Origin of the sequence: Azospirillum sp. Sh1, assembly GCF_008365135.1 — a bacterium.
Taxonomy (GTDB): Bacteria; Pseudomonadota; Alphaproteobacteria; order Azospirillales; family Azospirillaceae; genus Azospirillum; species Azospirillum oryzae.
The window spans coordinates 121,906-148,656 of record NZ_VTTK01000013.1 but is presented as its reverse complement, the minus strand read 5'-3'; the positions used below and the strand labels follow the sequence as shown (position 1 = coordinate 148,656).

General features: G+C 68.8%; 28 protein-coding genes and 1 tRNA gene. 16 read left to right on the top strand and 13 right to left on the bottom strand.

Annotation, left to right across the window (positions count from 1 at the left end; genetic code table 11):
* The first annotated feature begins 418 nt into the window (after nt 1-418).
* Nucleotides 419-1,417, top strand: coding sequence for a tryptophan--tRNA ligase (trpS, locus tag FZ029_RS15700; protein WP_149270018.1), 999 nt, complete (start codon nt 419-421; stop codon nt 1,415-1,417).
* A gap of 27 nt (nt 1,418-1,444) precedes the next feature.
* Nucleotides 1,445-2,101, top strand: a complete 657-nt coding sequence (locus FZ029_RS15695; protein WP_149270017.1) for a pyrrolidone-carboxylate peptidase — start codon at nt 1,445-1,447, stop codon at nt 2,099-2,101.
* Nucleotides 2,102-2,109: 8 nt separating this feature from the next.
* Here FZ029_RS15695 and FZ029_RS15690 read toward each other — a convergent pair whose 3' ends face one another.
* Nucleotides 2,110-2,484 (bottom strand): MarR family transcriptional regulator, encoded by a 375-nt coding sequence (locus tag FZ029_RS15690; protein ID WP_109074864.1) that lies wholly within the window; start codon nt 2,482-2,484, stop codon nt 2,110-2,112.
* A gap of 929 nt (nt 2,485-3,413) precedes the next feature.
* On the opposite strand from FZ029_RS15690, the gene FZ029_RS15685 reads away from it, so the two are divergent.
* Nucleotides 3,414-4,952 (top strand): alpha/beta hydrolase, encoded by a 1,539-nt coding sequence (locus tag FZ029_RS15685; RefSeq protein ID WP_247892319.1) that lies wholly within the window; start codon nt 3,414-3,416, stop codon nt 4,950-4,952.
* Nucleotides 4,953-4,975: 23 nt separating this feature from the next.
* Here FZ029_RS15685 and FZ029_RS15680 read toward each other — a convergent pair whose 3' ends face one another.
* Nucleotides 4,976-6,508 (bottom strand): YifB family Mg chelatase-like AAA ATPase, encoded by a 1,533-nt coding sequence (locus tag FZ029_RS15680; protein WP_149270016.1) that lies wholly within the window; start codon nt 6,506-6,508, stop codon nt 4,976-4,978.
* A gap of 221 nt (nt 6,509-6,729) precedes the next feature.
* Between FZ029_RS15680 and FZ029_RS15675 the strand changes: the two genes are divergently transcribed.
* The 4 genes from FZ029_RS15675 to FZ029_RS15660 all read left to right on the top strand — a co-directional run bounded on the left by FZ029_RS15675 (nt 6,730) and on the right by FZ029_RS15660 (nt 9,859).
* On the top strand, nt 6,730-7,476 hold the full coding sequence (locus tag FZ029_RS15675; RefSeq protein WP_149270015.1) for a creatininase family protein: 747 nt from the start codon (nt 6,730-6,732) through the stop codon (nt 7,474-7,476).
* Between the two features lie 144 nt (nt 7,477-7,620).
* Nucleotides 7,621-8,661: a heat-inducible transcriptional repressor HrcA gene (hrcA, locus tag FZ029_RS15670; RefSeq protein WP_085090505.1), complete on the top strand. Its 1,041-nt coding sequence runs from the start codon at nt 7,621-7,623 to the stop codon at nt 8,659-8,661.
* Between the two features lie 54 nt (nt 8,662-8,715).
* Complete coding sequence (grpE, locus tag FZ029_RS15665) at nt 8,716-9,324, top strand: nucleotide exchange factor GrpE (protein WP_149200876.1); 609 nt, start codon at nt 8,716-8,718, stop codon at nt 9,322-9,324.
* Nucleotides 9,325-9,481: 157 nt separating this feature from the next.
* A complete protein-coding gene (locus tag FZ029_RS15660) occupies nt 9,482-9,859 on the top strand; it encodes a response regulator (RefSeq protein ID WP_149270014.1) in 378 nt (125 codons plus the stop codon).
* Between the two features lie 124 nt (nt 9,860-9,983).
* On the opposite strand, the gene FZ029_RS15655 is transcribed toward FZ029_RS15660, so the two are convergent.
* The 6 genes from FZ029_RS15655 to FZ029_RS15630 all read right to left on the bottom strand — a co-directional run bounded on the left by FZ029_RS15655 (nt 9,984) and on the right by FZ029_RS15630 (nt 14,569).
* A complete protein-coding gene (locus FZ029_RS15655) occupies nt 9,984-10,868 on the bottom strand; it encodes a DUF1848 domain-containing protein (protein WP_149270013.1) in 885 nt (294 codons plus the stop codon).
* Between the two features lie 63 nt (nt 10,869-10,931).
* Nucleotides 10,932-11,489 carry a NifU family protein gene (locus FZ029_RS15650; protein ID WP_085090767.1) on the bottom strand — a complete coding sequence of 186 codons (558 nt, stop codon included), beginning with the start codon at nt 11,487-11,489 and terminating at the stop codon, nt 10,932-10,934.
* A gap of 184 nt (nt 11,490-11,673) precedes the next feature.
* On the bottom strand, nt 11,674-12,195 hold the full coding sequence (locus tag FZ029_RS15645; RefSeq protein WP_109074873.1) for a universal stress protein: 522 nt from the start codon (nt 12,193-12,195) through the stop codon (nt 11,674-11,676).
* An 18-nt stretch (nt 12,196-12,213) separates the two neighbouring features.
* Nucleotides 12,214-12,984, bottom strand: coding sequence for a TIGR02186 family protein (locus FZ029_RS15640; protein ID WP_247892318.1), 771 nt, complete (start codon nt 12,982-12,984; stop codon nt 12,214-12,216).
* An 11-nt stretch (nt 12,985-12,995) separates the two neighbouring features.
* Nucleotides 12,996-13,913, bottom strand: coding sequence for a sulfite exporter TauE/SafE family protein (locus FZ029_RS15635; protein ID WP_149200873.1), 918 nt, complete (start codon nt 13,911-13,913; stop codon nt 12,996-12,998).
* Nucleotides 13,914-14,038: 125 nt separating this feature from the next.
* Nucleotides 14,039-14,569: a hypothetical protein gene (locus FZ029_RS15630; RefSeq protein ID WP_149270012.1), complete on the bottom strand. Its 531-nt coding sequence runs from the start codon at nt 14,567-14,569 to the stop codon at nt 14,039-14,041.
* Between the two features lie 127 nt (nt 14,570-14,696).
* On the opposite strand from FZ029_RS15630, the gene FZ029_RS15625 reads away from it, so the two are divergent.
* The gene (locus FZ029_RS15625) at nt 14,697-15,176 is read left to right on the top strand and encodes a hypothetical protein (protein WP_149270011.1); all 480 of its coding nucleotides are present in this window, start codon (nt 14,697-14,699) and stop codon (nt 15,174-15,176) included.
* A gap of 92 nt (nt 15,177-15,268) precedes the next feature.
* On the opposite strand, the gene FZ029_RS15620 is transcribed toward FZ029_RS15625, so the two are convergent.
* A complete protein-coding gene (locus tag FZ029_RS15620) occupies nt 15,269-16,276 on the bottom strand; it encodes an adenosine kinase (RefSeq protein ID WP_149270010.1) in 1,008 nt (335 codons plus the stop codon).
* A gap of 166 nt (nt 16,277-16,442) precedes the next feature.
* On the opposite strand from FZ029_RS15620, the gene FZ029_RS15615 reads away from it, so the two are divergent.
* The 4 genes from FZ029_RS15615 to FZ029_RS15600 all read left to right on the top strand — a co-directional run bounded on the left by FZ029_RS15615 (nt 16,443) and on the right by FZ029_RS15600 (nt 19,998).
* The gene (locus FZ029_RS15615) at nt 16,443-16,901 is read left to right on the top strand and encodes a helix-turn-helix domain-containing protein (RefSeq protein ID WP_149200869.1); all 459 of its coding nucleotides are present in this window, start codon (nt 16,443-16,445) and stop codon (nt 16,899-16,901) included.
* Nucleotides 16,898-18,166 (top strand): beta-ketoacyl-ACP synthase II, encoded by a 1,269-nt coding sequence (gene fabF / locus FZ029_RS15610; RefSeq protein ID WP_149270009.1) that lies wholly within the window; start codon nt 16,898-16,900, stop codon nt 18,164-18,166. Before FZ029_RS15615 ends, fabF begins: the two co-directional genes overlap by 4 nt.
* Nucleotides 18,167-18,260: 94 nt before the next feature.
* Nucleotides 18,261-18,956: an EI24 domain-containing protein gene (locus FZ029_RS15605; protein WP_149270008.1), complete on the top strand. Its 696-nt coding sequence runs from the start codon at nt 18,261-18,263 to the stop codon at nt 18,954-18,956.
* 151 nt (nt 18,957-19,107) lie between these two features.
* Nucleotides 19,108-19,998, top strand: a complete 891-nt coding sequence (locus tag FZ029_RS15600) for a polymer-forming cytoskeletal protein (protein WP_149270007.1) — start codon at nt 19,108-19,110, stop codon at nt 19,996-19,998.
* Nucleotides 19,999-20,081: 83 nt separating this feature from the next.
* Here FZ029_RS15600 and nth read toward each other — a convergent pair whose 3' ends face one another.
* The gene (nth, locus tag FZ029_RS15595) at nt 20,082-20,717 is read right to left on the bottom strand and encodes an endonuclease III (protein WP_149200865.1); all 636 of its coding nucleotides are present in this window, start codon (nt 20,715-20,717) and stop codon (nt 20,082-20,084) included.
* A 307-nt stretch (nt 20,718-21,024) separates the two neighbouring features.
* On the opposite strand from nth, the gene FZ029_RS15590 reads away from it, so the two are divergent.
* Nucleotides 21,025-21,531 (top strand): hypothetical protein, encoded by a 507-nt coding sequence (locus tag FZ029_RS15590; protein WP_149270006.1) that lies wholly within the window; start codon nt 21,025-21,027, stop codon nt 21,529-21,531.
* A 53-nt stretch (nt 21,532-21,584) separates the two neighbouring features.
* Nucleotides 21,585-22,172, top strand: a complete 588-nt coding sequence (locus tag FZ029_RS15585; RefSeq protein ID WP_149200863.1) for a DUF2244 domain-containing protein — start codon at nt 21,585-21,587, stop codon at nt 22,170-22,172.
* 6 nt (nt 22,173-22,178) lie between these two features.
* On the opposite strand, the gene FZ029_RS15580 is transcribed toward FZ029_RS15585, so the two are convergent.
* Both FZ029_RS15580 and FZ029_RS15575 read right to left on the bottom strand, forming a co-directional pair.
* Nucleotides 22,179-22,643 carry a low affinity iron permease family protein gene (locus FZ029_RS15580; RefSeq protein WP_149270005.1) on the bottom strand — a complete coding sequence of 155 codons (465 nt, stop codon included), beginning with the start codon at nt 22,641-22,643 and terminating at the stop codon, nt 22,179-22,181.
* A 110-nt stretch (nt 22,644-22,753) separates the two neighbouring features.
* Nucleotides 22,754-25,138 carry a mechanosensitive ion channel domain-containing protein gene (locus FZ029_RS15575; protein ID WP_149270004.1) on the bottom strand — a complete coding sequence of 795 codons (2,385 nt, stop codon included), beginning with the start codon at nt 25,136-25,138 and terminating at the stop codon, nt 22,754-22,756.
* Nucleotides 25,139-25,334: 196 nt separating this feature from the next.
* On the opposite strand from FZ029_RS15575, the gene FZ029_RS15570 reads away from it, so the two are divergent.
* Both FZ029_RS15570 and FZ029_RS15565 read left to right on the top strand, forming a co-directional pair.
* The gene (locus FZ029_RS15570) at nt 25,335-26,048 is read left to right on the top strand and encodes a sulfite oxidase-like oxidoreductase (RefSeq protein ID WP_247892317.1); all 714 of its coding nucleotides are present in this window, start codon (nt 25,335-25,337) and stop codon (nt 26,046-26,048) included.
* Between the two features lie 72 nt (nt 26,049-26,120).
* Nucleotides 26,121-26,197: transfer RNA gene (locus tag FZ029_RS15565), tRNA-Arg, on the top strand.
* A gap of 32 nt (nt 26,198-26,229) precedes the next feature.
* Here the strand turns inward: FZ029_RS15565 and ybaK are convergent.
* Nucleotides 26,230-26,712 carry a Cys-tRNA(Pro) deacylase gene (gene ybaK / locus FZ029_RS15560; protein ID WP_188051952.1) on the bottom strand — a complete coding sequence of 161 codons (483 nt, stop codon included), beginning with the start codon at nt 26,710-26,712 and terminating at the stop codon, nt 26,230-26,232.
* Between the last annotated feature and the right edge of the window lie 39 nt (nt 26,713-26,751).

Here is a 26,751-nt window from a genome sequence, read left to right as displayed (position 1 = left end):
GGAGCGATGCGGGGGTTTGTGCAATTTTTTCAGGAAGCGGAGGCCCGCATACCCTTGCGGGCAATCGGCTCCGGACTTATCTTGAACCGTGGGAGCGACGGGCTGCTATCCCGCCGCTCCCTGGTCCAGCCTTAACCCTGGTAGAGGTCAAGCACGCGCTTGATGATCTCCAGGATCAGGACCAGAAGGGTAAGGATCTCTTTCATCCTTCTTCTCCTTCTCGTGTGGCGGGGGCGGCGGGTCCGCCCCCTCCCAACCACACGAACGCGGCGGTAGCACACAAGCGCATTCAATACAACCGGCGCTACCCGGCCGCGACGATCCGCGCCGACAGCCGTCATGAGCGCGCCGTGCCTTGACCGGCGGACTTCGGGGGGCGATAACTGCCGCCTCCCAGAGTTTTCGAGCGAGACCACCCGTGAACCGCATTTTCTCCGGCATGCAGCCGACCCGGCAGCTTCACCTCGGCAACTATCTGGGGGCGCTGCGCAACTGGGTGGATCTGCAGAACAGCTACGAGTGCATCTTCTGCGTCGTCGACCTGCACGCGCTGACGATCGACCAGGACCCCGAGGTCCTGCGCAACAACATCCGCGAGGTCACCGCGGCCTACATCGCCGCCGGCATCGACCCGGACAAGAACATCCTGTTCAACCAGTCGGTCGTGTCGGGCCATGCGGAGCTTGGCTGGATCCTGTCCTGCCACACGCCGCTGGGCTGGCTGAACCGCATGACGCAGTTCAAGGAAAAGGCGGGCAAGCAGAAGGACATGGCCAATCTGGGCCTGTACGCCTACCCGACGCTGATGGCCGCCGACATCCTGCTGTACAAGGCCACCCATGTGCCGGTGGGCGAGGACCAGAAGCAGCATCTGGAGCTGGCGCGCGACATCGCCGGCGCCTTCAACCGCCGCTACGAGACCGAGTTCTTCCCGCTGCCAGAGCCGCAGATCCTGGGCGAGGCGACGCGGGTGATGAGCCTGCGCGACGGCAAGAAGAAGATGTCGAAGTCGGACGAGTCCGAATATTCGCGCATCAACATGACCGACGACGCCGACACCATCGCGCAGAAGATCCGCAAGGCCAAGACCGACCCGGAGCCCCTGCCGGAAACCGTGACCGAGCTGGAGGCCCGCCCGGAGGCCGACAACCTCGTCACCATCTATGGCGCGCTGGCCAGCCAGTCGCGCGAGCAGGTACTGGCGCAGTTCGCGGGTGCCCAGTTCTCCGACTTCAAGAAGTCGCTGGTCGATCTGTCGGTGGACAAGCTGGCACCGATCACCACCCGCATGAAGGAGCTGCTGGCCGACAAGGCGGAGATCGACCGGCTGCTGAAGAAGGGCGGCGAGCGCGCCGCCGCCATCGCGGAGAAGAACCTGAACGACGTGAAGGACATCATCGGCCTGCTGCGGCCGTAAGGATGTGACCGTAAGGATGTCTTGCCCGTGACGGCCCCCATCCTGCTCACCGGCTTCGCGCCGTTCGGGACTCTCCCGGACGGCGAGCCGGTCCCCGCTTCAGAACATCCCTGGACGGCCGATCCGACCGCCCTGCTGATGGACCGGCTGTCGGGAGAGCCGGGGATCGTCACCGCCACCCTGCCCCCTCTCTATGACGCCTGCGGCGACGCCTTCGCCGAGCTGCTGGCGGAACACCGGCCGCTGGCGGCGCTCGGCTTCGCCTACCTCGAGTCGAGCGATTACATCCGGCTGGAGCGGCTGGCCTGGAACCGTGACGAAAGCCCGCTGCCGGATGCCGCCGGCACGGTACGGGAACACGCCGACATCGTGCCCGACGGGCCGACCGCCTATGGCAGCACCCTGCCGGTGCCGCGGGTGATGCGGGAATTGTCGATGGCCGGGCTGCCGGTGACCTTCGGCGATTTCTCCGGCGGCTTCCTCGGCAACCACCTGTTCTACCGGGCGCGCCACATCATCGAGAGCGCCGACCTGGATATCCCCTACGGCTTCTTCCACATGCCGCCGCTGCCCGAACGGGCCAAGGAATTGCGACGCTTCGGCGGTCTGGCGCTGGAACGGCAGGAACTGGCGGTGCGCACGCTGGTGGGAATGCTGCGCACGGCGCTGAACGGGATCGCTTGACGATAAGATCAGGCTGTCTTGGCGGCGCGGCGCTGCTCGGGCGGGTTCACGATGGCGCGCAGCGCGTCCAGGAACTCTCGGCCCTTGTCGGTCAGGGTGACGATCTTGCGGCGGCGCTCGCGCGGGTCTTCCTGCGCCTGCACCAGATCGAGGCCGGCCTTGCCGAAGCTGTGCCAGCGGCTGAGCGCCGCGACGTTGCGCGACGCGGAGGATTGGGCGATGCCCAGGCGTTCCGCCAGTTCGCCGATGGAGATGCCTTCGCTCTGCGCGATGGTCATGAAACTCAGCGCATACTGGATGGGCAGGTCGGGGTCGAGCTTGCGGAACGCCTCAAGCACCTGGACGACGGTAAGGACCTCGTCATGGCGAACGCGGGCCGGCATTCAGCAGGTCTCCGCGGCGCCGCGCGCTATGCAGCGCGGGAGGGTGGTCCCCAACGGGCCGGTGTGTAGATGATGTTCAGGCGTCCAAGCCATAGGATGACTTCCCCGTTTTCACGCCGCAGGTCGAAGGACCCGGCCGGCGATGCCCAGCGGGCGTGTTCAACGAAGAGACGGTGACCGCAAAAACCCAGAAAGACACACATGGGATCCTCTCGATATCCGGAATTCACGTTCGAAGGGTGCGGGAAGAAGGCGGGCCGGCTGGGCATGATTGGCGGCCATATGGGCGGCCCAATTGGCGGCGGTGATGGCCGGGTCGCCCGATCGGCGAGTCCAGGCGGTGGTTACGATGGCTTTCATCGATACTCTCCAGGGGTTGAGTGATGCCGGCGTGAGAGGCCGGCGGATCCGGTATCGCCGGTCAGCGATACGGTTGCAAGGTCAAAAATGTCCGCGCGTCCGATAGGTTCCGATCGCGGATGTGAAAAGGCGGAAGACGACGGCCGAGCGGAGGCTCTTCTCCATCCGCGGCCTCCCCGTCCGCCAGTCCGATGTCGCGCCGCAGGTGGTCGCACAATCGGCCCGGTCCGGAGGATGCCCCGGAATCGAGCCAGCGGCTCCGCATCGCCGTCCACAAGGTCGGCATGATCTGCTCCTGAGAAAGAGAGGCACCGTCCGTCGGACCTCTGGTGGCGAAATAATTCCGCGTGCGGATGTGTTCCGTCAACCCGTCCGTCCGGCAATGGCGTGATCTTTGCCGCACGCCTGTTGCAAGTCGGCATCACTCGTCGGCCGTTTTGCCGCCGTTCGGCTATCCGTCGGGATGGCGCCGGGCGCCTCTGGACAAGCGAAGGTCGCTCGGTCAAACACAAAGCCGCCGCCCAAGGCCGTCCGCGGTACTCCATCCATCAGGTTCAGGTCGTCCGTCCGTGTCCATCCTCCCCTCTCCCGCATGGCCGACAGCGGTGCGCTCCGCCCGCAAGCTGCGGGCTGCGCTCGCGGCGGCGGCCGTGGTGATGGGAGTGCCGTGGGTCCTGCCCGCGGCGGCGGAGGCGCGCTTCACCCCTGGCCCCTGCTGGTTCACCGTTCCCGACGGAGAAGCGGCGCTGTGCGGGACGGTGGCGGTGCCGGAACGGCGCGACCGCGCCAACAGCCGCAGCCTGCGCCTGCCGGTCGCCGTGCTGCTCAGCACCGCGCGCCAGCCCGACCCGGACCCGGTGCTGTTTCTGGAGGGTGGTCCCGGCGCCTCCCCCTTCGGCACCGGCGAGGCGACGGAAGAGCGGATGGAGGTGTGGTGGGAGCTGTCGGCCCCCTTCCGCCGCACCCGCAACCTGATCCTGTTCGATCCGCGCGGCGTCGGCCGGGCGGAGCCGGATACCGATTGCCCGGAGTTGGACGCCGTCGGCGCCACCCGCGGCACCCGGCCGCAGACGCGCGAACAGCGGGCGGCGGAGGAACGGTCCGCAATCAACGCCTGCGTCGCGCGGCAGCAGGCGGCCGGGCTGGACACCACCCAGTTCTCCTCCCCGGTCGCGGCGGAGGATGCCCTGGACATCGCCACCGCGTTGGGCGCCCAACGGGTGAATCTGTTCGCGGTGTCCTACGGCACGCGCGTCGGGCTGGAGATCCTGCGGCGGCAGGGCGGCCGCGTCCGCACTGCCGTGTTCGACAGCATCTATCCGCCCGACGTCAACGCGCAGGAGGAGACGGCCGGGCTGGCCCAGCGAACCTACCGCCGGCTGTTCGACGATTGCGCCGCCAGCCGGACCTGCCGCTCCGCCTTTCCCGACCTGGAGAAGCGCTTCCTCTCCCTGGTCGAACGGCTGGACCGCAACCCCGTCGACATCGTCGTCGGCGATCATGAAACGCGCCGTGCCCTGCGGCTGACCGGCGGAGCGATCATCGCCGCCGGGTTGGAGGCGATGGCGGTCAGCGAAGCGGTGCCGGCATTGCCGATCATGCTCGACCGCGCCATCCGCGGCCAATACGCCACCCTGGCCGAATGGGCGCCGACCAACTGGCTGGGCGATCCGGAGGTCGCCGACGGGCTGGCCTTTTCGGTCGAATGCCGCGAGTCGGTCAACACCGCCGACCCGCAGAAGCGCGCCGACAACGCCCGCCGCTATGCCCCCTACGGGCTCGTCGCCGCCGACGATCCGGGCCGGCGCGTCTGCCGTCTCTGGCCCGCCGGCCACCAGGAACCGGCCGAGCGCCTGCCGGTCGCCAGCCCGGTGCCGGTGCTGCTGCTGTCAGGCGCCTACGACCCCGTCACCCCGCCGGACTGGGGCGACCGTGCCGCCGCCACCCTGCCGAAGAGCCGCCATCTGGTCTTCCGCGCCGCCAGCCACATCGTGACCTCCAGCGAGGACTGCGCCATGGCTGCCGCCGTCACCTTCGTGGAGCAGGAGGCGGTGCCGGCGACCGTCTGTCCGGGGGCGGCCAAGCCGCCGGTGTTCGAGGGGCCGTGAAGGCGTCGCCTACGGGTGCCCCCTCAACGCCCCGGCGCGATCCGCCGGTAGCTCAGCGCCTCGGCGATATGGCGGCGCTTCACCCCCTCGACCCCGTCCAGATCGGCCAGAGTCCGCCCCACCCGCATCACCCGGTGGTAACCGCGCGCGGACAGCTTCAGCCGTTCCGCCGCCTCGGTCAGCAGGGCGCGGCCGGGGGCGTCGGGGGACGCGACCTTCTCCAGCAGTTCGCCATCGGCCTCGGCGTTCGTCCGCACAGCCCGCCCGGCCGGGTAAGGACCGAAGCCGCCATAGCGTTCCGCCTGGATGGTGCGGGCGACGGCGACGCGGGCGGCGATGTCGGCGCTGCCCTCCGCCGGCGGCGGCAGGCTGAGGTCGGCCGGGCTGACCGCCGGCACGTCGATGTGCAGGTCGATACGGTCGAACAGCGGCCCACTAATTTTAGATTGATAATCTCCTGCGCATTTCGGCGCTCGCGCGCAAGCGAGTGAGGCGTCGTCGAGATGGCCGCAGCGACAGGGGTTCATCGCCGCCACCAGTTGCACGCGGGCCGGATAGGTCACATGGTGGTTGGCGCGGCTGACCACCGCCTTTCCAGTCTCCAGCGGTTGGCGCAACGCTTCCAGCAGGGCGCGGGGAAACTCCGGCAGTTCGTCGAGGAAGAGAACGCCCTGGTGCGCCAGGGAGATCTCCCCCGGCTTGGCCCGCGTTCCGCCGCCGACCAGCGCCGGCAGACTGGCCGACTGGTGCGGCGCGCGGTAGGGGCGTTGGCGCAGCAGACGCCCGCCCTCCAGCAGCCCGCCGACGCTGTGGATCATCGACACCTCCAGCGCCTCCGCCGGGTCGAGCGGCGGCAGCAGGCCGGGCAGCCGGGCGGCGAGCATCGACTTGCCGGAGCCGGGCGGCCCGATCATCAGCAGATTGTGCGATCCGGCGGCGGCGACCTCCAACGCGCGCTTGGCGGTCTCGTTGCCCTTCACGTCGCGCAGGTCGGGCGGCGGCGCGTCCTGTTCCTGCAGCCGCGGCTTGGGCGGGGTCAGCACCTGGGTGCCCTTGAAATGGTTGATTAGCGCCAGCAGGTTGGCCGGCGCCAGCACGTCCAGGTCGGGACCGGCCCAGGCCGCCTCGCCGCCGCAAGCCGCCGGACAGATCAGGCCGCGGTCGTTGGCCAGCGCGTCGATGGCGGCGGGCAGCACGCCGGCCACCGGGGTCAGCGCGCCGTCCAGCGCCAGCTCGCCCAGCGCCACATAGCGGGCGATCTCCGCATCCGGCAGAACCCCCATCACCGTCAGCAGGCCGAGCGCGATGGGAAGGTCGAAATGGCTGCCCTCCTTCAGCACGTCGGCGGGGGCGAGGTTGACGGTGATGCGTTTGGCCGGCAGAGCCAGCCCCAGCGCATGCAGCGCGGCGCGCACCCGCTCACGGCTTTCGCCCACCGCCTTGTCGGGCAGGCCGACGACGGTGAAGGCGACGATTCCGCCGGACATCTGGACCTGGACGTCGATCCCCAGCACCTCGATGCCCTGGAACGCCACCGTGTTGACGCGCGCAACCACCACCGCACCCCGAAACAGACGCCCATCCGGGCAAATTGCACGCGAGTGTAGTCACCGCCGGACCATTGCGCCAGCGCGGGATGAGTGCCGCCCATCGGACAGCCCCGTCATGCCCGCCCGGCGCAGGGAGCGGTTGTCGCGGCCGTCCGGGCGCCTAACATGAGGGCAAACGCATTCCCGGCCGCATTTCCGGCACGCATCGTCGAAAAGGATCCGCCACCGTGCAGCTTCACCTGAGCACCTGGGCCGAGGTCGAAACCTACCTCAAGACCTCCAAGGGCATCATCATGCCGATCGGCTCGACCGAGCAGCATGGGCCGAACGGGCTGGTCGGCACCGACGCCATCTGCGCCGAGGTCATCGCCAAGGGCGTCGGCGACGCCACGGGCGCGCTGGTCGGCCCGACCATCCCGGTCGGCATGGCCGTGCACCACATGGAATTCCCCGGCTCGATGACGCTGAAGCCGTCGACGCTGATCGCCCTGCTGCGCGACTATGTCGGCTCGCTGGCCGAACACGGGTTCGAGCGCTTCTTCTTCGTCAACGGCCATGGCGGCAACATCGCCACCGTCCGCGCCGCCTTCTACGAGATCCATGCGGAGAACCGGGCGCTGCGCGGCCGCGACGCGCCGGACCTGCGCTGCGCCCTGGCGAGCTGGTGGGAGAATGCCGAGGTCGCCCGCCTGTCGCGCGAGCTGTACCAGGGCAAGGAAGGCTCGCACGCCACCCCCAGCGAGGTGTCGCTGACCCAGTACGCCTATCCCGACTCGATCAAGACCGCGGCGCTGGAGCCGGAACAGGCGCCGGCCGGCGGCTTCCACGACGCCCGCGACTTCCGCCGCCGCTATCCGGACGGCCGCATCGGCTCCGCCCCCGGCCTCGCCCGCCCGGAGCATGGCCGGCTGCTGTACGAGGCGGCGGTCGGCGCCATCGCCACGCAGTACCGCAGCTTCCTGGCGGAGCAGTAAGGGGCGTCACGCGGTCGCATGGTGGCGGGGCTTCTTCTCCCCACACGTTGATTCGGCGGTCGGACCTGCCTAAATTCGGACCGGTTGACGGAACTCCCGTTCCGCAGCCGACCAGCCCGAACAGAGCCCGACCGCCCGACCTCCATGATCAACGAGCTGAACCAGCGATCGCGCGAGATTTTCCGGCTGATCGTCGACGCCTATGTCGCGTCGGGCGAGCCGGTCGGTTCGCGCACCATTTCGCGGCGGCTTGGCATGGCCTTGTCGCCCGCGACCATCCGCAACGTGATGGCCGACCTGGAGGAGCAGGGGCTGCTCTATGCCCCGCACACCTCGGCCGGCCGCATCCCGACCGACGCCGGCCTGCGCATGTTCGTCGACGGCCTGCTGGAGATCGGGTCGCTGACCGAGGACGAGCGCGCCTCGATCGAAGCGAAATGCTCCGCCTCCGGCCGCGCCTTCGCCGACGTGCTGGGCGAGGCGTCGACCATGCTGTCCGGCCTGTCGCACTGCGCCGGCCTGGTGGTGGCGCCCAAGACCGACCGGCCGCTGAAGCATATCGAGTTCGTGTCGCTCGGACCCGGCCGCGCCCTGGTCGTCCTGGTGAACGAGGACGGTCTGGTCGAGAACCGGGTGATCGAGGTGCCGATGGGGGTGCCGACCTCCACCCTGCAGACGGTGTCGAACTTCCTCAGCGCCAAGCTCGCCGGCCGCACGCTGGACGAGGCGCGGCAGGAGGTGCTGCAGGAGATCGAGCAGCAGAAGACCCAGCTGGACGAACTGTCGCGCAAGGTGGTCGCCGCCGGTCTGGCCACCTGGGCCGGCAGCGGCGGGTCGAACGCCGGCCAGCTGATCGTCCGCGGCCAGTCCCGCCTGCTGGAGGACGTCACCGCGCTGTCCGACCTGGAGCGGGTGCGCGGCCTGTTCGAGGCGCTGGAGACCAAGGAGACGATGCTGCGCATGCTGGACGCCACCGGACGCGGCGACGGCGTGCAGATCTTCATCGGGGCCGAGAATGTGCTGTTCAGCCATTCCGGCTGTTCGATGATCATCTCCCCCTTCCAGAACAGCCGGGAACAGGTGATCGGGGCCATCGGCGTCATCGGCCCGACCCGCATCAATTACGCCCGCATCATTCCGCTGGTGGATTACACCGCCAAGGTGGTCAGCCGGCTGATCGGCTGAGCGCCGCCTCCCTCACTCACTCCGCCTTTTGACGAAGCAAGAATTGAGAAAACCATGAGCGAAGAGCAGAACAAGCCCTCCGACGCCACGGTGGAGCCGACCGAGGCCACCGCCGAGACCGCCAACGGCGCCCCCAACGGTGCGGAAGCCGGTTCGCCCGAGGACCGCGTCGCGAAGCTGGAGGCCGAGGTCGCCAGCCTGAAGGACCAGCTTCTGCGCGCCATGGCGGAGACGGAGAACACCCGCCGCCGTGCCCAGCGCGACCGCGAGGACGCCAGCAAGTTCGCCGTGTCCAGCTTCGCCAAGGAACTGGTGTCGGTCGCCGACAACCTGCGCCGCGCGCTGGACGCCGTCCCGGCCGAGGGCCGCGAGCAGGACGAGATGCTGAAGGGCCTTGCCGTCGGCGTCGAGGCGACCGAGCGCCAGCTGTTCGCCGCCTTCGAACGCGCCGGCATCAAGAAGCTGGACCCGGCCGGCGAGCCGTTCGACCCAAACTTCCATCAGGTGATGTTCGAGATCGAGAACACCGGCAAGGCTGCCGGCACCGTCGTCCAGGTGCTGCAGCCCGGCTACACCATCCATGGCCGCCTGCTGCGCGAGGCGATGGTCGGCGTTGCCAAGGGCGGTGACGCCGGCGGTCAGCACGTCGATACGAAGGCGTAACCATACAGCCTCTGCCAAACCTCCGGTTCAGCGGCGATCCGCCGGACCGGGGGTTTGGCCTTGTTCGGGATAGGGGATGCCAGCGGTTGACGGTCGCCGGGAAATTGCCTAGGCCTTTCCCTTATTCCTTTCGGCCGAGCAACCGGAGCCGCGTTCCATGCCCCCCTCTACGACCAAGAGCGTCCTGACCGTCGACGATTCCAAGACCATCCGCGACATGGTCGGTTTCACGCTGAAAGGCGCCGGCTATGAGGTGGCGGAGGCGTCGGACGGCAATGCCGGCCTCGCCCTGGTCAACCAGCGCAAGTTCGACTGCATCATCACCGACCTGAACATGCCGGGCCTGGACGGGCTGGCGCTGACCCGCGCCATCCGCGGCTCGGCCCTCAACCGCACCACCCCGATCCTGCTGCTGACGACCGAGGCCGACCCCGCCAAGAAGTCCGCCGGCCGCGAAGCCGGCGCCACCGGCTGGCTGGTGAAGCCCTTCAACCCGGAAAAGCTGGTCGAGACGGTGCGGAAGGTTTGTCCGTAAGGTTCGGCGCTTTGTTGCCCCCTCCCCATCCCTCCCCCGCTTCGCGGGAGAGGGGGTCGAATGCTTGCATAAGTCATTCAAAAGAGAGGCGGCAGTCCCCTCTCCCGCCGCAGGCGGGGGAGGGTTAGGGAGGGGGCATCCGCCGCGCCACCAGAAACTCCCCCTCCGGGTCATGCTCGGCGAAGCGCCGCTGCGCCGTAGCGCGATCAGCAACGGCGTAGCAGTAGACGCATCCGTGCGGACAGCTGTCGTAATCGCCGATGTCGCGGCTCTCCGCGCACAGGCAGCCCGGCCGGTTTCCCTTCTCCCTTGCCGCCACCGCATACCCCGCCACGTCCGACAGCCGCACCGCATCGACACAGCGGGCCGGCGCCGTGCCGGGCGTGTCCACCAGCTCCGGCTGGGTGCAGAGCGTCAGCGCCATTCCCTCCCCCGCCGCGATGCCGGCGAGGTCCGACAGCAGCGCGCGCTTCTCCTCCGCCTCCGGATCGCGCCAGCCGATGCCGGCGGCGGCGAGATTGCGGGCGGTCTTGCGGTAGGGCTGAAGGAAGGAGACCACCACCTCGTCGGTCACCCCGCGCAACGCCCGCGCGATCCGGGCGAAGGTGTCGCGGTGCCAGTCGGGCGGGGTGGCGTCGGTCAACGCGATGGGGTCGTAGCGCCAGACCGCCGCCCGGTCACCCCAGCGCTCGCGCACCCGCGCCATATGGCCGACCGCCGTTTCCCAATCGGGAACCGAGCGTTCCAGCGCGGTCGGCAGCCCGGTGACGCTGTACTGCACGATAAAGGGAAAGCCCCGCTCCGCCACGCTGTCGAGCGCGCCGAGGAACGGTCCCAGATTCTTGGTCCAGAAGATGAAGCCGTCGACCGCCGGCCGGGTCAGGTCGATGCGGTAGGTCTGTCCGCCGTAAGGATTGACCATCCGGCAATAACCGGCGTCGAGGCGGTTCAGGAACCAGCGCCCATAGAAGGCGGGAATGTCGGTCTTGTAGCTGGCGGAGATGATCATGGTGCCAGCATGGGAATGCCGGCCCGCCGCATCAAGGGCAAGCCGGCATATCCGGAGAGCGGATTACTGGACCGAGCGGACTTCGACCACTTCGGGAATGTAGTGGCGCAGCATGTTCTCGATGCCGTGCTTCAGCGTGGCGGTGGAGCTGGGGCAGCCGGAGCAGGCCCCCTTCATCGCCAGATAGACGACGCCCTTCTCGAAGCCCTGGAAGGTGATGTCGCCGCCGTCCTGGGCGACCGACGGGCGGACACGGGTGTCCAGCAGTTCCTTGATCTGCTCGACGATCTCCTCGTCGTCGGCGTTCGACGCCGCGGCATGGCCGTCGCCGCCATCCTCCAGCAGGACCGGGCGGTCGGCGGTGAAATGCTCCATGATGACGCCGAGGATCGACGGCTTCAGCAGGAACCAGTCGCGCGCGTCGGTCTTGGTGATGGTGATGAAATCGGCGCCCAGGAAGACGCCGACGACGCCCTCGATCTCGAACAGGCGCTGGGCGAGCGGCGAACGGGCGGCATCCTCGCGGCTGGTGAAGTCGGCGGTGCCGCGTCCGAGCACGTCACGCCCCGGCAGGAACTTGAGAGTCGCCGGGTTGGGCGTCTGCTCGGTCTGAATGAACATGGTCTGGTCCTCCATCGGCGGCGGAATGGAACCGCCGGCGCGCCCGGGATCGGGACGCGGAACGATTGGGGGGAAATTTGGGCCGAAACGCCGGGCGGATCAAGGACCCCGCTTGTGTGGGTATTCGGCATCGGGCATGCGCGGCCTGTCCCTGCGGCGCCTATCCTTACCTGCGTGCCCCCATTTACGTGATCGCGTCCAGCGCCTCGTTGCTGAGCCCGCCGGGGACGATGGTCAGCGGGATGCGCAGGCGCCCCAGGCCGCGCCCGGTGTAGTAGGAGATCAGCGGACCGGGGCCCTCCGGATCGGTGCCGGCGGCCAGCACCAGGATGGAGATGCTCGGCTCCTCCCCGATCAGGGCCAGCACCTCCTCGGTCCGGTTGCCTTCGCGGACATAGAGCGCCGGCAGGGTGCCGGTCAGCTGGTTGACCTCGCGCGCCAGCTTCTGGAGCATCTGCTCCGCCTCGGCGCGCTGTTCCTCGCGGATCAGGTTCTCCACCGCCAGCCAGTGCTGCATCTCGCCCTTTTCCAGGACGGTCAGCAGCGCTACCTTGCCGCCCGACTTGCGGGCGCGCAGGCAGGCATAGCGGAGCGCCACCTTCAGCTCCGGGCTGTCGTCGACCACCACAAGGAAGATGCGCACCGGCTTGGGAGCCGGCGGCTGGGCGGGCGTTTCCGGCGTCGTGGACTGCGTCGCGTCGCTCATCTCGATCACCCTCTCGGCTTAGATCCGGCGGAATGCGGCGCCGGCCGCCCAGCCGGCCGCGATGGCGCCGACGACGGCGGCCACCCCGTAGATGACCGGGCGGTTGCGGGCGAAGTCCGACACTTCGGCGCTGAACCCGATCTTTGACACCACCAGCGGCGTGGTTTGGGCGCTGACCACGTCGCCGTCACGAATCAGCAAGGCTTCGACATTGTACAGCCCGGTCGGAACGTTTGCCGGAAAATAGATGTTGGTGCGGAACAGCCGTTCGCCCAGGAAGGCGACCTGTCCCATGGAGATTGCGTACAGCCCCTGGCGCTGCTTGTTGCGGATCAGCGCGCTGCGGTAGGCGGCAAGCTCGTCCGGCGGCAGGGTGGCGTCGGCCGGCAATTGCAGCTGCGGCAACCCCAGCTGCTGGCGTTCCAGCACCGGGCGGCCGACCAGCTGGTCGAGCGGACGGCTGACCGCCACCGTGTAGAAGCTCGGCACCTGCTCGAAGCGCACGCTGTCGGTGTTCATCCACATGCCGGCCACCCGCTGCTTGCGGCGGACCGTGGCGGGGCCGCGCGGGCCGGTGACGACGATGGCGACGTCGCCCGGCCCGTCGGTGGTGCCGAACAGCACGACCTCCGTGCCGGTGAAGCCGGTGGTGATGGCGATCAGATGGCTGGACAGGTCGGCGACCAGCTGCTGCGCCCACACCGTCGCCGCCACCGTGCCGCCCAGCAGCAGCCCGGCCAGCGCCGCGGCGGCCTGGATCAGCATGCGCCTGGTCGGCCGGCGTTTCATCACCCCCGCCATCATCGCAATCCCGTGGTCAGGGTGAACAAATCGTCGGGGCGGGAGAACAGGTCCCAGGCCAGCTTCAGCGCCACCGCCACGACGATGGTCGCCAGCGCCAGCCGCGCGGTCTCGCCGCGTAGCCGGCTGCCCGCCTTCGTTCCGAACTGGGCGCCGATCACGCCGCCGATCAGCAGCAGAAGCGCCAGCATGGCGTCCACCGTCTGGTTGGTGGCGGCCTGCAGCAGGGTCGCCGCCGCGGTGGTGAAGATGATCTGGAACAGCGAGGTTCCGGCGACCAGCCCGGCCGGCATGTTCAGCAGATAGATCATCGCCGGCACCAGGAGGAAGCCGCCGCCGATGCCCATGATCGCCACCAGCATGCCGCCGATCGCCCCGATCCCCGCCGGCAGCAGGGCGGAGATGTAGAGCTTCGACCGCTGGAACCGCATCTTGAAGGGCAGGCCGTGCAGCCAGATGTGGCGGTGCAGCTTGCCGCGTTTCGCCGTCGGCGCGCGGCGGCGCAGGATGGCGCGGCTGCTTTCCACCAGCATCATCCCGCCGATGGTGCCCAGGAAGAAGACGTAGGACAGGGTGATGGCGATGTCGATCTGGCCCAGCCGCTGCAGGATGCCGAAGATCCACACCCCCACCGCGGTGCCGACCACGCCGCCGCCCAGCATCACCACGCCCAGCTTGACGTCGACGTTGCCGCGCCGCCAATGGGCCAGAACGCCCGACACGCTGGCGGCGACCAGCTGGTTGGCCTGCGTGCCGACGGCGATGGCGGGAGGGACGCCGATGAAGATCAGCAGCGGCGTCATCAGGAATCCGCCGCCGACGCCGAACATCCCCGACAGGAACCCCACGAGCCAGCCCATGCCGAGCACCAGCAGCGCGTTGACCGACATCTCGGCAATCGGCAGGTAGACTTGCATGATTGGGCAATCTGTCGGGATGTTCAGGATGGGCGGCGGGACCGGCAGCTTACCCGAGCCGATGCTGTGGCGGAAGACCGCAGAGCCGGCCTTTGGGGCTGGAATCCCGATGCAAGGGGGAGCTATCAGGGCACCGGCGCATGGAAAAAGACCTTGAAGCCGGCCTTGTGCGGAAAGAGGTGCTCCGCCTCGCGCCGGGCGGACTGCAGGTCCAGCGCATGGACCAGCACCCGGTTGTCATAGCGCCAGACCGGGTTCACCGGCTTTCCGGCGGCCCGTGCGGCGGTGGCGACCGCGATGTCGTACTGCACCTCCGCCCGGAAGGTGCTGCGGTTGCCGCCGGGCGTGCCCAGGATGTGCAGGAAGACCGGCGGCTCCTTGTCCACCGCATCGATCTGGCGCTGAAGATGGCCGACGCGCTGTTCGACGGCCGACAGCCGGCCCCTCGCCTCCTCCAGCCGGCAGGTCAGGTCGGCCAGCGCCTCGGTCTCCACGCGCTGGCGTTCCTTCAGGGGCACCACCGACTGGCGCAGCCGGTCCAACCCGGCGACCCGGTCCCAGCTGCGCCGGATACCGACCCAGCACAGGTGGCACAGCACCGCCAGGGCCGCCACCAGCGGAACCGCCGAGTCGAGGATCGTCCGCACCGCCTCCATCACCACCCCATCGTTCGGCCCATCTCCCGGCCCATCGCCCCGATGCTCGCGCAGCCGAACTTGGCATGCCCGTTGCTGAAACGCCGGTGCAAGCACGCAAGGAGCGTGCCGAAGGAGCGGAGGGACGATGAGCGCGCAGACGCCGCTGCTGCTCGTGCTGGAAATGGTGATCCTGATGGCCTGCCTCAGCTGGATCACCGTATCCATCCTGCGGATCGGCAACCGGATCGCCGCCGTCCAGCGCCGCCGCTCGCAGTTGGATCAGGGACGGACGGAGCTGACCCAGACCACAGACTCCCTGCGACGCGACCTGCGACGCCAGGAAACCGAGCTTCGCCAGCTGGAAGAGGCCATCGGCGTGCGCAATGCCCAGGCGGTGGAGTTGCAGACGAAGCTGAACGAACTGCGCCGCCAGGGTCCGCGGGAATACACGCTGCCGAACGAACGCTTCGGCGAGAAGGACCGGCTGTGGCTGCTGACCGTCCCGCGGCCGGACCGGCCGGAGCGCTGGGCGGTGGCCGCCCCGGACAGCGGAACGGCGATGGCGCTGCTGTGCGCCAGGATCACGGTTCCGGAACGGCCGGTGGTGGACGACCAGCTGAGCTGAGCCCAAAAGGGAGCCGCCCAAACGGAACCGGCCGCAGTTGCAGAATGCAACGCGGCCGGCAACGTCTTCGCGATCTGACGCGCAATTCGCGGTTACACGATGCCCTTGGCGGTGACCAGCTCGCGCAGGTTCACTTCCGGCCGGGCGCCGACATGGCTGATGATCTCCGCCGCGGCGACGGCGCCCAGACGGCCGCAGACCGCCGGGGACAGGCCGCGGGTGTGGCCGAACAGGAAGCCGGCGGCATAGAGGTCGCCGGCGCCGGTGGTGTCGACCACCCGCTCCACCGGCTCGGCCGCCACCTCGACCACCTCGCCGTTGGAAACGATGACGGCGCCCTTCTCGCTGCGGGTCAGCGCCGCGGTCTTGCCCAGACGCTTCACCGCCGCCAGCGCGTCCTCGAACTTGTCGGTGCCGTAGAGGGCGCCGATCTCGTGTTCGTTGGCGAACAGGATGTCGACATGGCGCTCCACCAGATCGACGAACTCGGCATGGTGGCGATGGACGCAGAAGCTGTCGGACAGCGACAGCGACACCTTGCGGCCGGCGGCATGGGCGATCTCCGCCGCCTTGCGGAAGGCCTCCTTGGCGCGGGGCGGGTCCCACAGATAGCCTTCCAGATAGGTGACCTGCGACCCGGCGATCAGCGCCTCGTCGATGTCCTCCGGCCCCAGCTCGACGCAGGCGCCGAGATAGGTGTTCATGGAACGCTGGGCGTCCGGCGTGACCAGGATCAGGCAGCGCGCGGTCGGCGCCCCGCCCAGCAACGGTGCGCTGTCGAAGGCGACGCCGGATGCCCGGATGTCGTGGCGGAACACATCGCCCAACTGGTCCTTGGCGACCTTGCCGATATAGGCGCCGCGCCCGCCGAGCATGGCGATGCCCGCCATGGTGTTGCCGGCCGAACCGCCGGAGACCTCGACGCCCGGACCCATCCGGCCGTACAGCTCCTCCGCCCGGGCGGCGTCGATCAGCGTCATCGCCCCCTTCTCGATGGTGTTGGCGGCGAGGAAGGCGTCGTCGGCGTGGGCGATCACGTCCACAATGGCGTTGCCGATGCCGGTGACGTCGTAGGCGGCATCGTGGATGGACGTGGCCATGGGCTCTCCTGAGGGGTCTTGCGGTGAAGGCGATGTTGCGGCGCGAGTATAGCCGCCGCCGCCCGCATCACAAGTGCGGCTCCTGGAAGCACCGTCGATGGTCCCCGAAGTCGAACCGTCCGCCAGTAACTTGCATGATGAAAGTGACTGTGCGACAGTCGCCGCCATGCGACGCACCCGGCTGACCGATGTCCCCTGCCCCATCGCCCGCGGCCTCGACGAGGTCGGGGAATGGTGGTCATTGCTGATCCTGCGCGATGCGATGCGCGGCCTGACCCGCTTCGACGAGTTCCAGCGCAGCATCGGACTCGCCACCAACATGCTGACCCGGCGACTGCAGGCCCTGGTCGAGGCCGGGCTGCTTGAAAAGCGGCCTTACCAGGAACGCCCGCTGCGCCATGGCTATCATCTGACCGACAAGGGACGGGATTTCCTGCCGGTTCTGGTCGCCATGGCCGACTGGGGCAGCCGCTGGCTGCTGCCCGGCGGAGCGTTCCGGCTGGTCGACCGCGAGACCGGCCTGCCCGTCGAACCGGTGCTGATCGACCGGACCACGGGCGAAGCGGTTCGGCCGGAGCGGCTGCGTCCGGAATTCACGATCCCTGCAAAGGACGAAACCGAATGAGGCGAGTCGTGGTCACCGGCCTGGGCGCTGTCACCCCGCTCGGGGCCGGCGTGGTGCCGAACTGGCGCGCCGTGCTGGACGGGCGGAGCGGCATTCGGGCAGTCAGCGGGGTCGATGCCGCCGACCTGCCCTGCCGCATCGCCGGCCAGGTGCCGGAAAGCGCGGACGAAGCCTTCGGGGCCGCCTTCGACGCCGATGCGGTGGTGCCGCCCAAGGACCAGCGCAAGATGGACCGCTTCATCCTGCTGGCGCTCGCCGCCGCGGACGAGGCGGTGGCCGATTCAGGCTGGCGCCCGACCGACGCGGAGGCGCAGGAGCGCACCGGGGTGATGATCGGCTCCGGCATCGGCGGCCTGCCGGGCTTGGCGGAGGCTGCGCTGACCCTCCACGAGAAGGGGCCGCGCCGCATCTCGCCCTTTTTCGTGCCGTCGACCCTCATCAATCTCGCGTCGGGTCATGTCTCGATCCGCCACGGCTTCCGCGGACCGAACCATGCCGCCGTGACCGCCTGCGCCACGGGGGCGCACGCCATCGGCGACGCGGCCCGGCTGATCGCCATGGACGATGCCGACGTGATGCTGGCCGGCGGCAGCGAGGCGGCGATCTGCCGGCTCGGGATTGCCGGCTTTTGCGCCGCCCGCGCGATGTCGACGGGCTTCAACGACGACCCGGCCCGCGCGTCGCGCCCCTGGGATCGCGACCGCGACGGCTTCGTGATGGGCGAAGGGGCCGGCGTGCTGGTGCTGGAGGAGCTGGAGCATGCCAAACGGCGCGGCGCCAGGATCTACGCCGAGGTGACCGGCTACGGCCTGTCGGGCGACGCCTACCACATCACCTCGCCGGCGGAGGACGGCAACGGCGCCTTCCGTGCCATGCGCGCCGCGCTGAAACGGGCGGGGCTGGCGCCGGACGCCATCGACTACGTCAACGCCCACGCCACCTCCACGCCGGCCGGCGATCCGGTGGAGATCGTGGCGGTCAAGCGCCTGTTCGGTCCGGCGGCGGCCGGCCTTTCCATGTCATCGACCAAGTCGGCGACCGGCCATCTGCTGGGAGCGGCGGGGGCGGTGGAGGCGATCTTCGCCATCCTGGCGTTGCGCGATCAGGTTGCGCCGCCCACCCTGAACCTGGAGGCGCCGTCGGAAGGGTGCGACCTCGACCTCGTGCCGCTGCGGCCGAAGGAACGGCGCATCCGGCACGTCCTGTCGAACAGCTTCGGCTTCGGCGGAACCAACGCGGCGCTGGTGTTCAGCCCCGTGGCCTGAGGGGATGGCGGAAGGGGGGACTGGAACCCGGCGCCCGGCCACCGTAGATATGCGGGCGGCCGCGCGCCCTTCCCCAACCGCCTACGGACCGCCGATGATCCGCGCCCTCGTGCTTGCCTTCGCCCAGCTGTCCGACCCGCGCGTGCGCCGGGTGGTGTGGACCGGGGTGTTCGTTTCGGTGATCGCCTATGCCCTGCTGGCCGGCGGCGCATGGTGGGCGCTGTCGGTGACGCCGCTGACCGGTTACGGCTGGGTCGACGCCACCATCGACGTGCTGGGCGGGCTGGGGGTGCTGGTCCTGGCGTGGCTGCTGTTCCCGGCCACCGTCGGCACGGTGTCGAGCTTCTTCCTGGACGAGGTGGTGGAGCGGGTGGAGGCGCGGCATTACCCCGCCCTGCCCGCCCCGCGCCATGCCGGCTGGCTGGAGGAACTGGCGACGGCGCTGCGGTTCCTGCTGCTGGTGCTGGCGATCAACCTGCTGGCCCTGCCGGTCTACATCTTCGCGCCCGGCCTGAACCTGATCGTCTTCTACACCGTCAACGGCTATCTGCTGGGGCGGGAGTATTTCGAGATGGTGGCGCACCGCCGGATGGACCGCGCCACGGCGCGGGCGATGCGGCGGGCCCGGCCCCTGAAACCTTTTTTGGCCGGAACCCTCATTGCCTTCCTTTCGACAATCCCCTTCGTCAATTTGCTGGTCCCGGTCGTCGCCAGCGCCTTCATGGTTCATGTCCTACAGTCCATGTCGGCTCCCCTTGCGGCGGGCCGGACGACCGTGATACGCCGCTAGGCGGCACGGCCGCACGCCATCGCCTGCCCGGAAACCGGCCGCCCGGACACCGACTGTGGCGTCCGCCTTCACGGCGGCGCGCTTCCGGCACCGGGCCTTTCGACTTCCAGGCCATCCCGCCACCCGCATGTCCAGATTGGGGGAACCGCTCATGCTGTTCGGACGAAAGACACCGCCCGCCGCTCCCAAGGCCGACAGCCCCGTCCCGCCGCAGCCGGGTGTCCGTCCGTACACCCCGGGCGAGCCCGGTGCCGTCTCGTCGCCGCTCGCCTCCCTCAACAATCCGGCGCAGGCTCCTGGACATCATCCGGCATCCGCCCCGGTATCCGCTGTGGCGGCCGGAGCCGCCGCACCCAGCATGGCCCACGCCCTGACCGATCCGCAGAGCGCCTCTCCGGCCTATCCCGACATGCCTTCCGCCTCGAAGGGACCCGACATGAACAGCATCCCCAAGCCCCCGTCCGCGCCGTCCATGCCGGGTGCCGGCTTTAAGCCCGACGTGCCGCGCCGGGTCGTCGACATGCCGGGCTCCGCCCCGCGCCAGCCGTCGATCCCCGTCGCCACCCCGTCCGCGCCCGCCGCCCAGGCCCCCATGCAGGCTCCGGTCGCCCAGGCCCCGATGGCTCCCGCCATGCCGGAGCAGCGCCGCCTGACCGTCGGCCGCGACATCTCCCTGACCGGCGAGATCGGCTCTTGCGACGTGCTGGTGGTCGAGGGCACGGTCGAGGCCAAGCTGCGCGAAGGCCGCTCGGTCGAGATCGCCGAGAGCGGCCTGTTCAAGGGCTCCGTCGAGATCGAGGAGGCCGACATCGCTGGCCGCTTCGAGGGTGACATCTCCGTCCGCGGCCGTCTGACCGTCCGCTCCACCGGCAGGATCACCGGCTCGATCCGCTTCGGCGAGCTGGCGGTCGATGCCGGCGGCCAGCTGATCGGCGACATCCAGCTGTACAGCGCGAAGCTCGCCGCCGCTCCGGCCCCGGCCGCGGTTCAGGCGCCGGCCCAGGCTCCCGTCGGGCAGGTTCCGGCGGCCGAGGCCGTCTGACGCGCTTTCCGAAGCGCGAGGCACGCAAATCAACGCCCGGCCGGCTTCCGCCATGCCGGGCGTTTTGCGTTTCCCGTCAAGGATCAGGCGATGATCTTGTCCTTGAAGCCGCAGAGGTCGGCGACCGGGCAGATCGGGCAGTCGGGCTTGCGCGCCTTGCAGACATAGCGGCCGTGCAGGATCAGCCAATGGTGGGCGTGGCGGCGGTACAGCTTCGGCACCGCCTTCAGCAGCTTCGCCTCCACCGCGTCCGGCGTCTTGCCGGGAGCAAGGCCAGTCCGGTTGCCGACGCGGAAGATATGGGTGTCGACCGCGATGGTCTCCTCCCCGAAGGCGACGTTCAGGACGACGTTCGCCGTCTTGCGGCCGACGCCGGGAAGCTGTTCCAGCGCCTCGCGGTCGCGCGGCACCTCGCCGCCATGGCGTTCGATCAGCAGTTCCGACAGGCGGATGACGTTCTTGGCCTTGGTGTTGAACAGGCCGATGGTCTTGATGTACTGGCGCAGCCCCTCCTCGCCCAGCGCCACCATCTGCTGGGGCGTGGTGACGAGCTTGAACAGCGGACCGGTCGCCCTGTTCACGCCGACATCGGTGGCCTGGGCCGACAGCACCACGGCGACCAGCAGCGTGTAAGGATTGACGTATTCCAGCTCGCTCCGGGGTTCCGGGTTGGCGGCGGACAGGCGGCGGAAGAATTCCTGGACGGCGGCGGGCTTCATGGCCGCCACCATAGCCGCAACGGCCGGGCTTGCGCCAGAGGCCGGACGTGCGGTCACGATCGGAGGGCGGCCGGTCTTGAGCCCCAGTCTTGAGTCAGTGTCCAAACTGCAGCGTTGCGTCGCAATTTGCGACAAAAATTGGAGTAATTGACGTCAATCCAACAGATTTGGTCGCAGGAATACCGCTTTCCGGCTCCTTCGGCAGTGGCGTATGATTTGCTGACTGCCAAGACACCGTTTGAACGCCGTCAATCGAACCATGGATCACCCTGGTTGCGGCGTTCGGATCGGATAAGGGTATTTTGCAATGAGCGCGTCTTATCTTGTGGAAATAAAGGACTGGGGTCTGCATGTCCGGTTGCAGGGCACCCTGTCGATGGAGCAGCGCGACGCCGTCGCCCGGCAGGTGGAGGTGCAATGCGCCAACCTGGGCGCCCACGGCACGCCATGGAGCAGCCTCGTCGAGTTCGACCGCTTCGAGGCCGATGGTTTCCGGCCGGAGATCCTCGTCGCCCTGATGAGGCTGGCGCGACGCTGCGGCCAACTGCGCTGCGCGGTGGTGATGACCGATTGGAACTGGGCCTCGGTGATGGCCGATGCGATGATCGCGGCCGGCACCGACGATCAGGCGCGGATTTTCGTCCAGGCCAAGGTGACGCCGGCCGAAGGCGACCTCGCCGGGGAGCTTGACGGCGGACCGGCCGCCAATTTCTCCGCTACCGGTCAATCAGGGGCCGATTTCACCGGAATGGACAGCGCCATGGCCTGGGTGCTGAACGGCGGCGCGGTGCCGATGGTGTCCAAGGCGGCATAACCCCGACTTCCGCACGGTTTTTTTGCCGGCCTCCGCTGGGTTAGGATGCGGCCATGCCCATCGACATCAGCGGCCCCCAGCCTGATGGCCAGCCCGGCGACGGCCCCGCCCCTGCGGAGAGCGGCGGCGGAAGCGGTGCCGTGCGCGTGTTCTTCGACGCCATCCTTCATCCGCACCGAAGCCTGGGCCGCACCGGCTTCCGGATCCTGATGGGCGTGGTGGTGGTGATGAACCTGATCGTCGCCGGCATCTTCGTCTCCCATGGCGCCTGGCCGGTGGTGCCCTTCTGCGGGCTGGACGTGCTGGCGCTGTGGCTGGCCTTCCGCGTCAGCTACCGCTCCGCCCGCCAGTACGAGCGGGTGCAGCTGACCGAAAGCGCGCTGACGGTGCAGCGCGTGCACTGGAAGGCGCCGGAGCGCCGCTGGTGCTTCCATCCCTATTGGCTGCGGATCACCCACGACGAGCGTGCCGACCACGACCGCCGCGGCCCGGCCGGGCAGGTCACGCTGAGTTCGCATGGCCAGTCGGTGGGGGTCGGGTCCTTCCTGTCGCCGGCCGAACGCTCCACCTTCGCCCGCGCGCTGGACGATGCGTTGCGCGCCTGGCGCCGTCCGCCCTGCCCGCCAGCCCCCGCGGGCTGACGTCTCCTACCGCCGATCCGTAGGATCGGGCACCCCACGTTCGTCCAGTTCCTCGTCCACCTCGCGTTCGACCGCGCGTTCCACCTTCTCGTCGATGCGGTGGTCCAGGCACTCAGCCGTCTTGGCGAGGTGTTCGAAGCTGCGCTTCACCTTCGCCAACTCGGTGTCGGGCATCTCCTCCAGCTCGATCATGCCGTTGCGGGCGGAATGGGTGACGCGGATCAGTTCGTCCAGCTTCAGGTGGATGGCCTGGGTGTCGCGGTTCTGGGCGTTTTGGATGATGAACACCATCAGGAAGGTGACGATGGTGGTGCCGGTGTTGATCACCAGCTGCCATGTGTCGGAGAAGTGGAAAAGCGGCCCGGTCAGGCCCCAGACCAGCACGACCGCGAAGGCGGTGACGAACGCACCCGGCCGACCGGATTGACGCTCCATCCAGCGGGCGAAACGGGAAAAGGCATCGCTGAGCATTTTGCGGCAGGCTCCGATTCATCGGACGGACAAAGGAAAACGCCCGGCAAAGCCGGGCGGTTCCCTTTCCGGGACAGTCGGAGCTTGGCCCTTGGTTCGGACCTCGACAGTCAGGACCCCTGGCTGAGCGCTTCCGCCAGCGCACGGTCGTGCGGGCTCTGGCCGACGACCAGCTGCATCGACTGGGTCGGCATGGCGATGTCCAGCTCGTCGAACTTCTTCTTCAGCAGCCGGTTGAACTCGCGGGTCACCCCCCACTGGCGGGTCGGGCGGGTCTTGAATTGGGCCAGGATGTTGATGCCGGTGTCGGACAGCTTGTCGACGCCCAGCACCTCCAGCGGGTTCAGGATGTCGGCGGCGAACTGCGGCTGGGCCTGCACCTCGGCACCGGTCTCCTTCAGCACGGCGATGATGCGGTCGGGATCCTCGCGGTTGGACACCGTGACGGTGAACAGGGTGACCGAGAAGTCCTTGCTCATGTTCTTCACGGTGGTGACGGCGCTGAAGGGCACGGAATGGACGGCGCCGGCCCCGTCACGCAGGCGGATGGAACGGATGGAGATCGCCTCCACCGTGCCGGAATGGCCGCCGCCGACATCCACCACGTCGCCGACCGACACCGTGTCCTCGAACAGGATGAACAGGCCGGTGATGATGTCCTTGACCAGCGTCTGCGATCCGAAACCGATGGCCAGACCGACGACACCGGCACCGGCCAGCAGCGGCGCGATGTTGACGCCCAGTTCCGACAGGGTGATCAGCGACACCATCGTCACCAGCAGGATCAGGAAGGCGTTGCGCAGCAGCGGCAGCAGCGTGCGCATGCGGGCGCTGCGCTCTATACGGGTACCGTTCTTGTCGGTGGCGCGCAGCAGATGCTCGATCAGCGCGCTCACCACCTCCCAGGCGATGATGGCGCCGGCCAGCAGCAGGCCGATGGAGATGGCGCTGCCGACGACGCGGCGTCCGGCAGTGGATTCCACCAGCCCCAGCGTATCGATGCCCCAGCCGTTCAGGGCGACGCCCAGCGCCACCAGCCAGATGATGACCTTGCCGATGCGCTGGACGATGGGAAGATAGTGGAAGGCGCGGGTGTGGAGCTGCGGCAGGTTGCCGGCCAGCTCGCGGTTCATCGTCAGGCCACGGCGCAGCGTCCGATTCAGCCCGGTCACCAGCAGCCGCGCCACCACCACCGACAGCACGGTCACGACGGTGCCGCGGGCCAGATACTCGAACCCGCCATAGACGTTCAGCACCCACACGCCCAGCGTCACCACGACGTAGAGGATGGCAAGGACGTGCCAGATCTCGGCGAAGCGGCGGCGCGCGGTGCGCAGGACCGCCCCCTGCCCTTCCGCCTCGCGGCGGGCGGTCGCCAGCGGGTCGCCGTCGCCCGACAGCGGGTTGCCGCGCATCCAATCGGCGACGCCGACCCGGTTCTGCAGGATCAGTGCGATCAGCATGCCGGCGATCACCACGCCCAGCAGCTTCAGCAGCGCGCCGTAGGCGCCCAGCGGCAGGCCCAGCACATAGGCGCCCTCCGCCAGGAAATAGCCGTAGACCGCAACCGCGATCAGCCGGCGCGACCAGATATAGCAGCGGCGCGCGCCGGCATCGCTGGTGTGGACCAGCCGCAGGTTGGGCGCATCGGGCGCGAACAGCATCCGCACCAGGATCAGCAGCGCCTGGGTGATGACGGTGGCATTCACCACCGCCAGCGCCACCAGCCGCACGCGCGGCGCCGGCTCCGTCACCGACAGGATGGTGTAGGCAACGACGATGAAGCCGAGGATCGGCGCCAGTTCCAGCACCGCACGGCCCAGCAGCATTGGAATGCGCAGCAGGGTGGAGCCGACATGGCGGGCGGCCATCGCCCGTCGCGGCCGGCTGAGCAGCCAGCCGATGCCGCGGGCGGCAGCGGCGCCGATGCCGAGGATCATCGCCAACCGGATGCCGATCTGCACCCAGCGTTCGCGGGCGGTGTCGTCCTGCGCCTGCCGCTGGACCCAGGACAGCGCCCCCGGCAGGTCGGAGAAGACGTTGGCGACCTGCACCAGCTGGCGGCTGACCACATCCATCCGCGCCGCCAGGAAGGAGAGCGCGCGGGCGCCGAGGGTCTGCGGCAGCGCCGACTCGCCCTCGGCTTCCTTGGCCTGGGCGAGGCCGCGCTGGGCGGCGATCAGGTTGCGCAGCTGGCTGACCAGCTGTGTGCGCGCATCCTGGTTCTCCAGCGTGCCGACCAGCGCCTCCAGCTGCTGCACGGTCCCCTCATCGACCACCACCGGGGCGGCGGAGGCTGGGGCGGCGGCACCGGCAGCCGGGGCAGCGGCCGGGGCGGCGGCCGCCGGTGCCGGCGACGCGGCCAGCGCGGCGGATCCCGCCAACCCCGCTCCGGCGAGCAGAGCCGCGAGCAGCAGGACGGCGAAGCCGCCGGACAGGAACAAACGCCAGCCCCGTGCAAGGGCGGGTGCGGCAGGCGTTGCGAACCGGATCATCGGCAAATCACTCGGCTGGTCTTCGGAAAGCGGTGGCAAAAGGCGGCAAAGCGGAACCCTGGCGCGGAACTGTGGCTCCAATATGCCGGGCCTCGGGAAGTTAGTTCTCCCGCTTCCGCTTGCCAACCCGACTGTCTGTTCCTTTTTTAAGCGGGACCCCTGCCGGAAAAGCCGGAATCGGAGAAAAGGACGAGCCATGAACGACACACCCGCCGGATCGGACGGAAGCAGCGGATTGGAACCGGATCAAGGGATCGGGCAGGACGGCGCCATTCGCGACAAGCTGGTCGCCACCAAGGAACAATGGGCGCGCGACGGCCGCGCGCTGACCGGACAAGCCGCCGACCCGGCGCGCGACCGGCTGCCGCCCGGCCAGCGTCTGGTGACCGACTGGCCGGTGCTCGACCTCGGCATCACGCCGAAGGTGACGACGGCGAATTGGACGCTCGCCGTCGACGGGCTGGTGGAGAACCCGCTGTCCTGGACCTGGGAGGATTTCCAGGCCCAGCCGCAGGACAGCTTCGTCTCCGACATCCATTGCGTCACCACCTGGTCGCGCTACGACAACCGGTGGGAGGGCGTCAGCGCCCGCCGCCTGCTGGAGCTGGCGCGGCCGAAGCCGGAGGCGCGTTTCGTCGTCTTCCATTCCTTCGACGGCTACACCACCAACGTCGCCCTGTCCGACTTCGACGACGACGGCGTTCTGCTCGCCACCACCTGGGAAGGCCAGCCGATCAGCCGCGACCATGGCGGCCCGGTGCGGATCGTGCTGCCCAAGCTGTATTTCTGGAAGAGCGCCAAGTGGGTGAAGCGGATCGAACTGCTGGCCGGAGACCGCAAGGGCTATTGGGAGGTCCGCGGCTACAACAACCACGCCGATCCATGGCTGGAGGAACGCTATTCCGATTGATACGGCGAAGCGGCACATTCACCAAAAGCCACTTTCACCTTGCGGGCGAAACCGTTAAGGTGCGGCGCAAGTGGCCCCGTAGCTCATCAGGATAGAGCGCGAGTTTCCTAAACTTGAGGCAGCAGGTTCGAGTCCTGCCGGGGTCACCACTTCCGCCCGCAGCTTATTCGGTTCGCGGCGTTCAGTGCGCGACGATGGCGCAGACCGTCGCCTTCGTCGCCGTCGCCAGATCGGCCGGGGCCAGCACGATCTGCAGGCCGCGCCGGCCGCCATTCACCACCATTTCCGGCAGCGCTTCAGCGCTCGAGTCGATGAAGGTCGGCAGCGCCTTCTTCTGGCCCAGCGGGCTGATGCCGCCGACCAGGAAGCCCGTGGTCTTTTCCGCCAGCGCCGGGTCGGCGAGATCGGCCTTCTTCGCCTTGGCCGCCGCGGCGATGGCCTTCAAATCCAGCTTGGCCGCGACCGGAATCACGGCGCAGGCCAGCGCCTTGGGCTCCAGCTGGACGATCAGGGTCTTGTAGACGATGGCGGGGTCGAGCCCCAGCGATTCGGCCGCATGCAGTCCGATGGCGTCGGCCGACGGATCGTACTCATACTCCATCAGCCGGAAGGCGACGCCAGCCGCCTTCGCCGCATTGACCGCCGGGGTCACCTTCGCTGCCATGCTCCACACCCCGAATTCCACACCGCTCACTGACAAAGT

Coding starts and splice junctions, on each gene's coding strand:
- FZ029_RS15605 (WP_149270008.1), top strand. CDS start 18,261: ATGATCCGCGCCCTCGTGCTTGCCTTCGCCCAGCTGTCCGACCCGCGC.
- FZ029_RS15590 (WP_149270006.1), top strand. CDS start 21,025: ATGAGCGCGTCTTATCTTGTGGAAATAAAGGACTGGGGTCTGCATGTC.
- nth (WP_149200865.1), bottom strand. CDS start 20,717: ATGAAGCCCGCCGCCGTCCAGGAATTCTTCCGCCGCCTGTCCGCCGCC.
- FZ029_RS15630 (WP_149270012.1), bottom strand. CDS start 14,569: ATGGAGGCGGTGCGGACGATCCTCGACTCGGCGGTTCCGCTGGTGGCG.
- FZ029_RS15660 (WP_149270014.1), top strand. CDS start 9,482: ATGCCCCCCTCTACGACCAAGAGCGTCCTGACCGTCGACGATTCCAAG.
- FZ029_RS15575 (WP_149270004.1), bottom strand. CDS start 25,138: ATGATCCGGTTCGCAACGCCTGCCGCACCCGCCCTTGCACGGGGCTGG.
- FZ029_RS15655 (WP_149270013.1), bottom strand. CDS start 10,868: ATGATCATCTCCGCCAGCTACAAGACCGACATTCCCGCCTTCTATGGG.
- grpE (WP_149200876.1), top strand. CDS start 8,716: ATGAGCGAAGAGCAGAACAAGCCCTCCGACGCCACGGTGGAGCCGACC.
- FZ029_RS15570 (WP_247892317.1), top strand. CDS start 25,335: ATGAACGACACACCCGCCGGATCGGACGGAAGCAGCGGATTGGAACCG.
- ybaK (WP_188051952.1), bottom strand. CDS start 26,712: ATGGCAGCGAAGGTGACCCCGGCGGTCAATGCGGCGAAGGCGGCTGGC.
- FZ029_RS15600 (WP_149270007.1), top strand. CDS start 19,108: ATGCTGTTCGGACGAAAGACACCGCCCGCCGCTCCCAAGGCCGACAGC.
- FZ029_RS15645 (WP_109074873.1), bottom strand. CDS start 12,195: ATGAGCGACGCGACGCAGTCCACGACGCCGGAAACGCCCGCCCAGCCG.
- FZ029_RS15635 (WP_149200873.1), bottom strand. CDS start 13,913: ATGCAAGTCTACCTGCCGATTGCCGAGATGTCGGTCAACGCGCTGCTG.
- hrcA (WP_085090505.1), top strand. CDS start 7,621: ATGATCAACGAGCTGAACCAGCGATCGCGCGAGATTTTCCGGCTGATC.
- FZ029_RS15585 (WP_149200863.1), top strand. CDS start 21,585: ATGCCCATCGACATCAGCGGCCCCCAGCCTGATGGCCAGCCCGGCGAC.
- FZ029_RS15640 (WP_247892318.1), bottom strand. CDS start 12,984: ATGAAACGCCGGCCGACCAGGCGCATGCTGATCCAGGCCGCCGCGGCG.
- fabF (WP_149270009.1), top strand. CDS start 16,898: ATGAGGCGAGTCGTGGTCACCGGCCTGGGCGCTGTCACCCCGCTCGGG.
- FZ029_RS15650 (WP_085090767.1), bottom strand. CDS start 11,489: ATGTTCATTCAGACCGAGCAGACGCCCAACCCGGCGACTCTCAAGTTC.
- FZ029_RS15620 (WP_149270010.1), bottom strand. CDS start 16,276: ATGGCCACGTCCATCCACGATGCCGCCTACGACGTCACCGGCATCGGC.
- FZ029_RS15625 (WP_149270011.1), top strand. CDS start 14,697: ATGAGCGCGCAGACGCCGCTGCTGCTCGTGCTGGAAATGGTGATCCTG.
- FZ029_RS15615 (WP_149200869.1), top strand. CDS start 16,443: ATGCGACGCACCCGGCTGACCGATGTCCCCTGCCCCATCGCCCGCGGC.
- FZ029_RS15690 (WP_109074864.1), bottom strand. CDS start 2,484: ATGCCGGCCCGCGTTCGCCATGACGAGGTCCTTACCGTCGTCCAGGTG.
- FZ029_RS15580 (WP_149270005.1), bottom strand. CDS start 22,643: ATGCTCAGCGATGCCTTTTCCCGTTTCGCCCGCTGGATGGAGCGTCAA.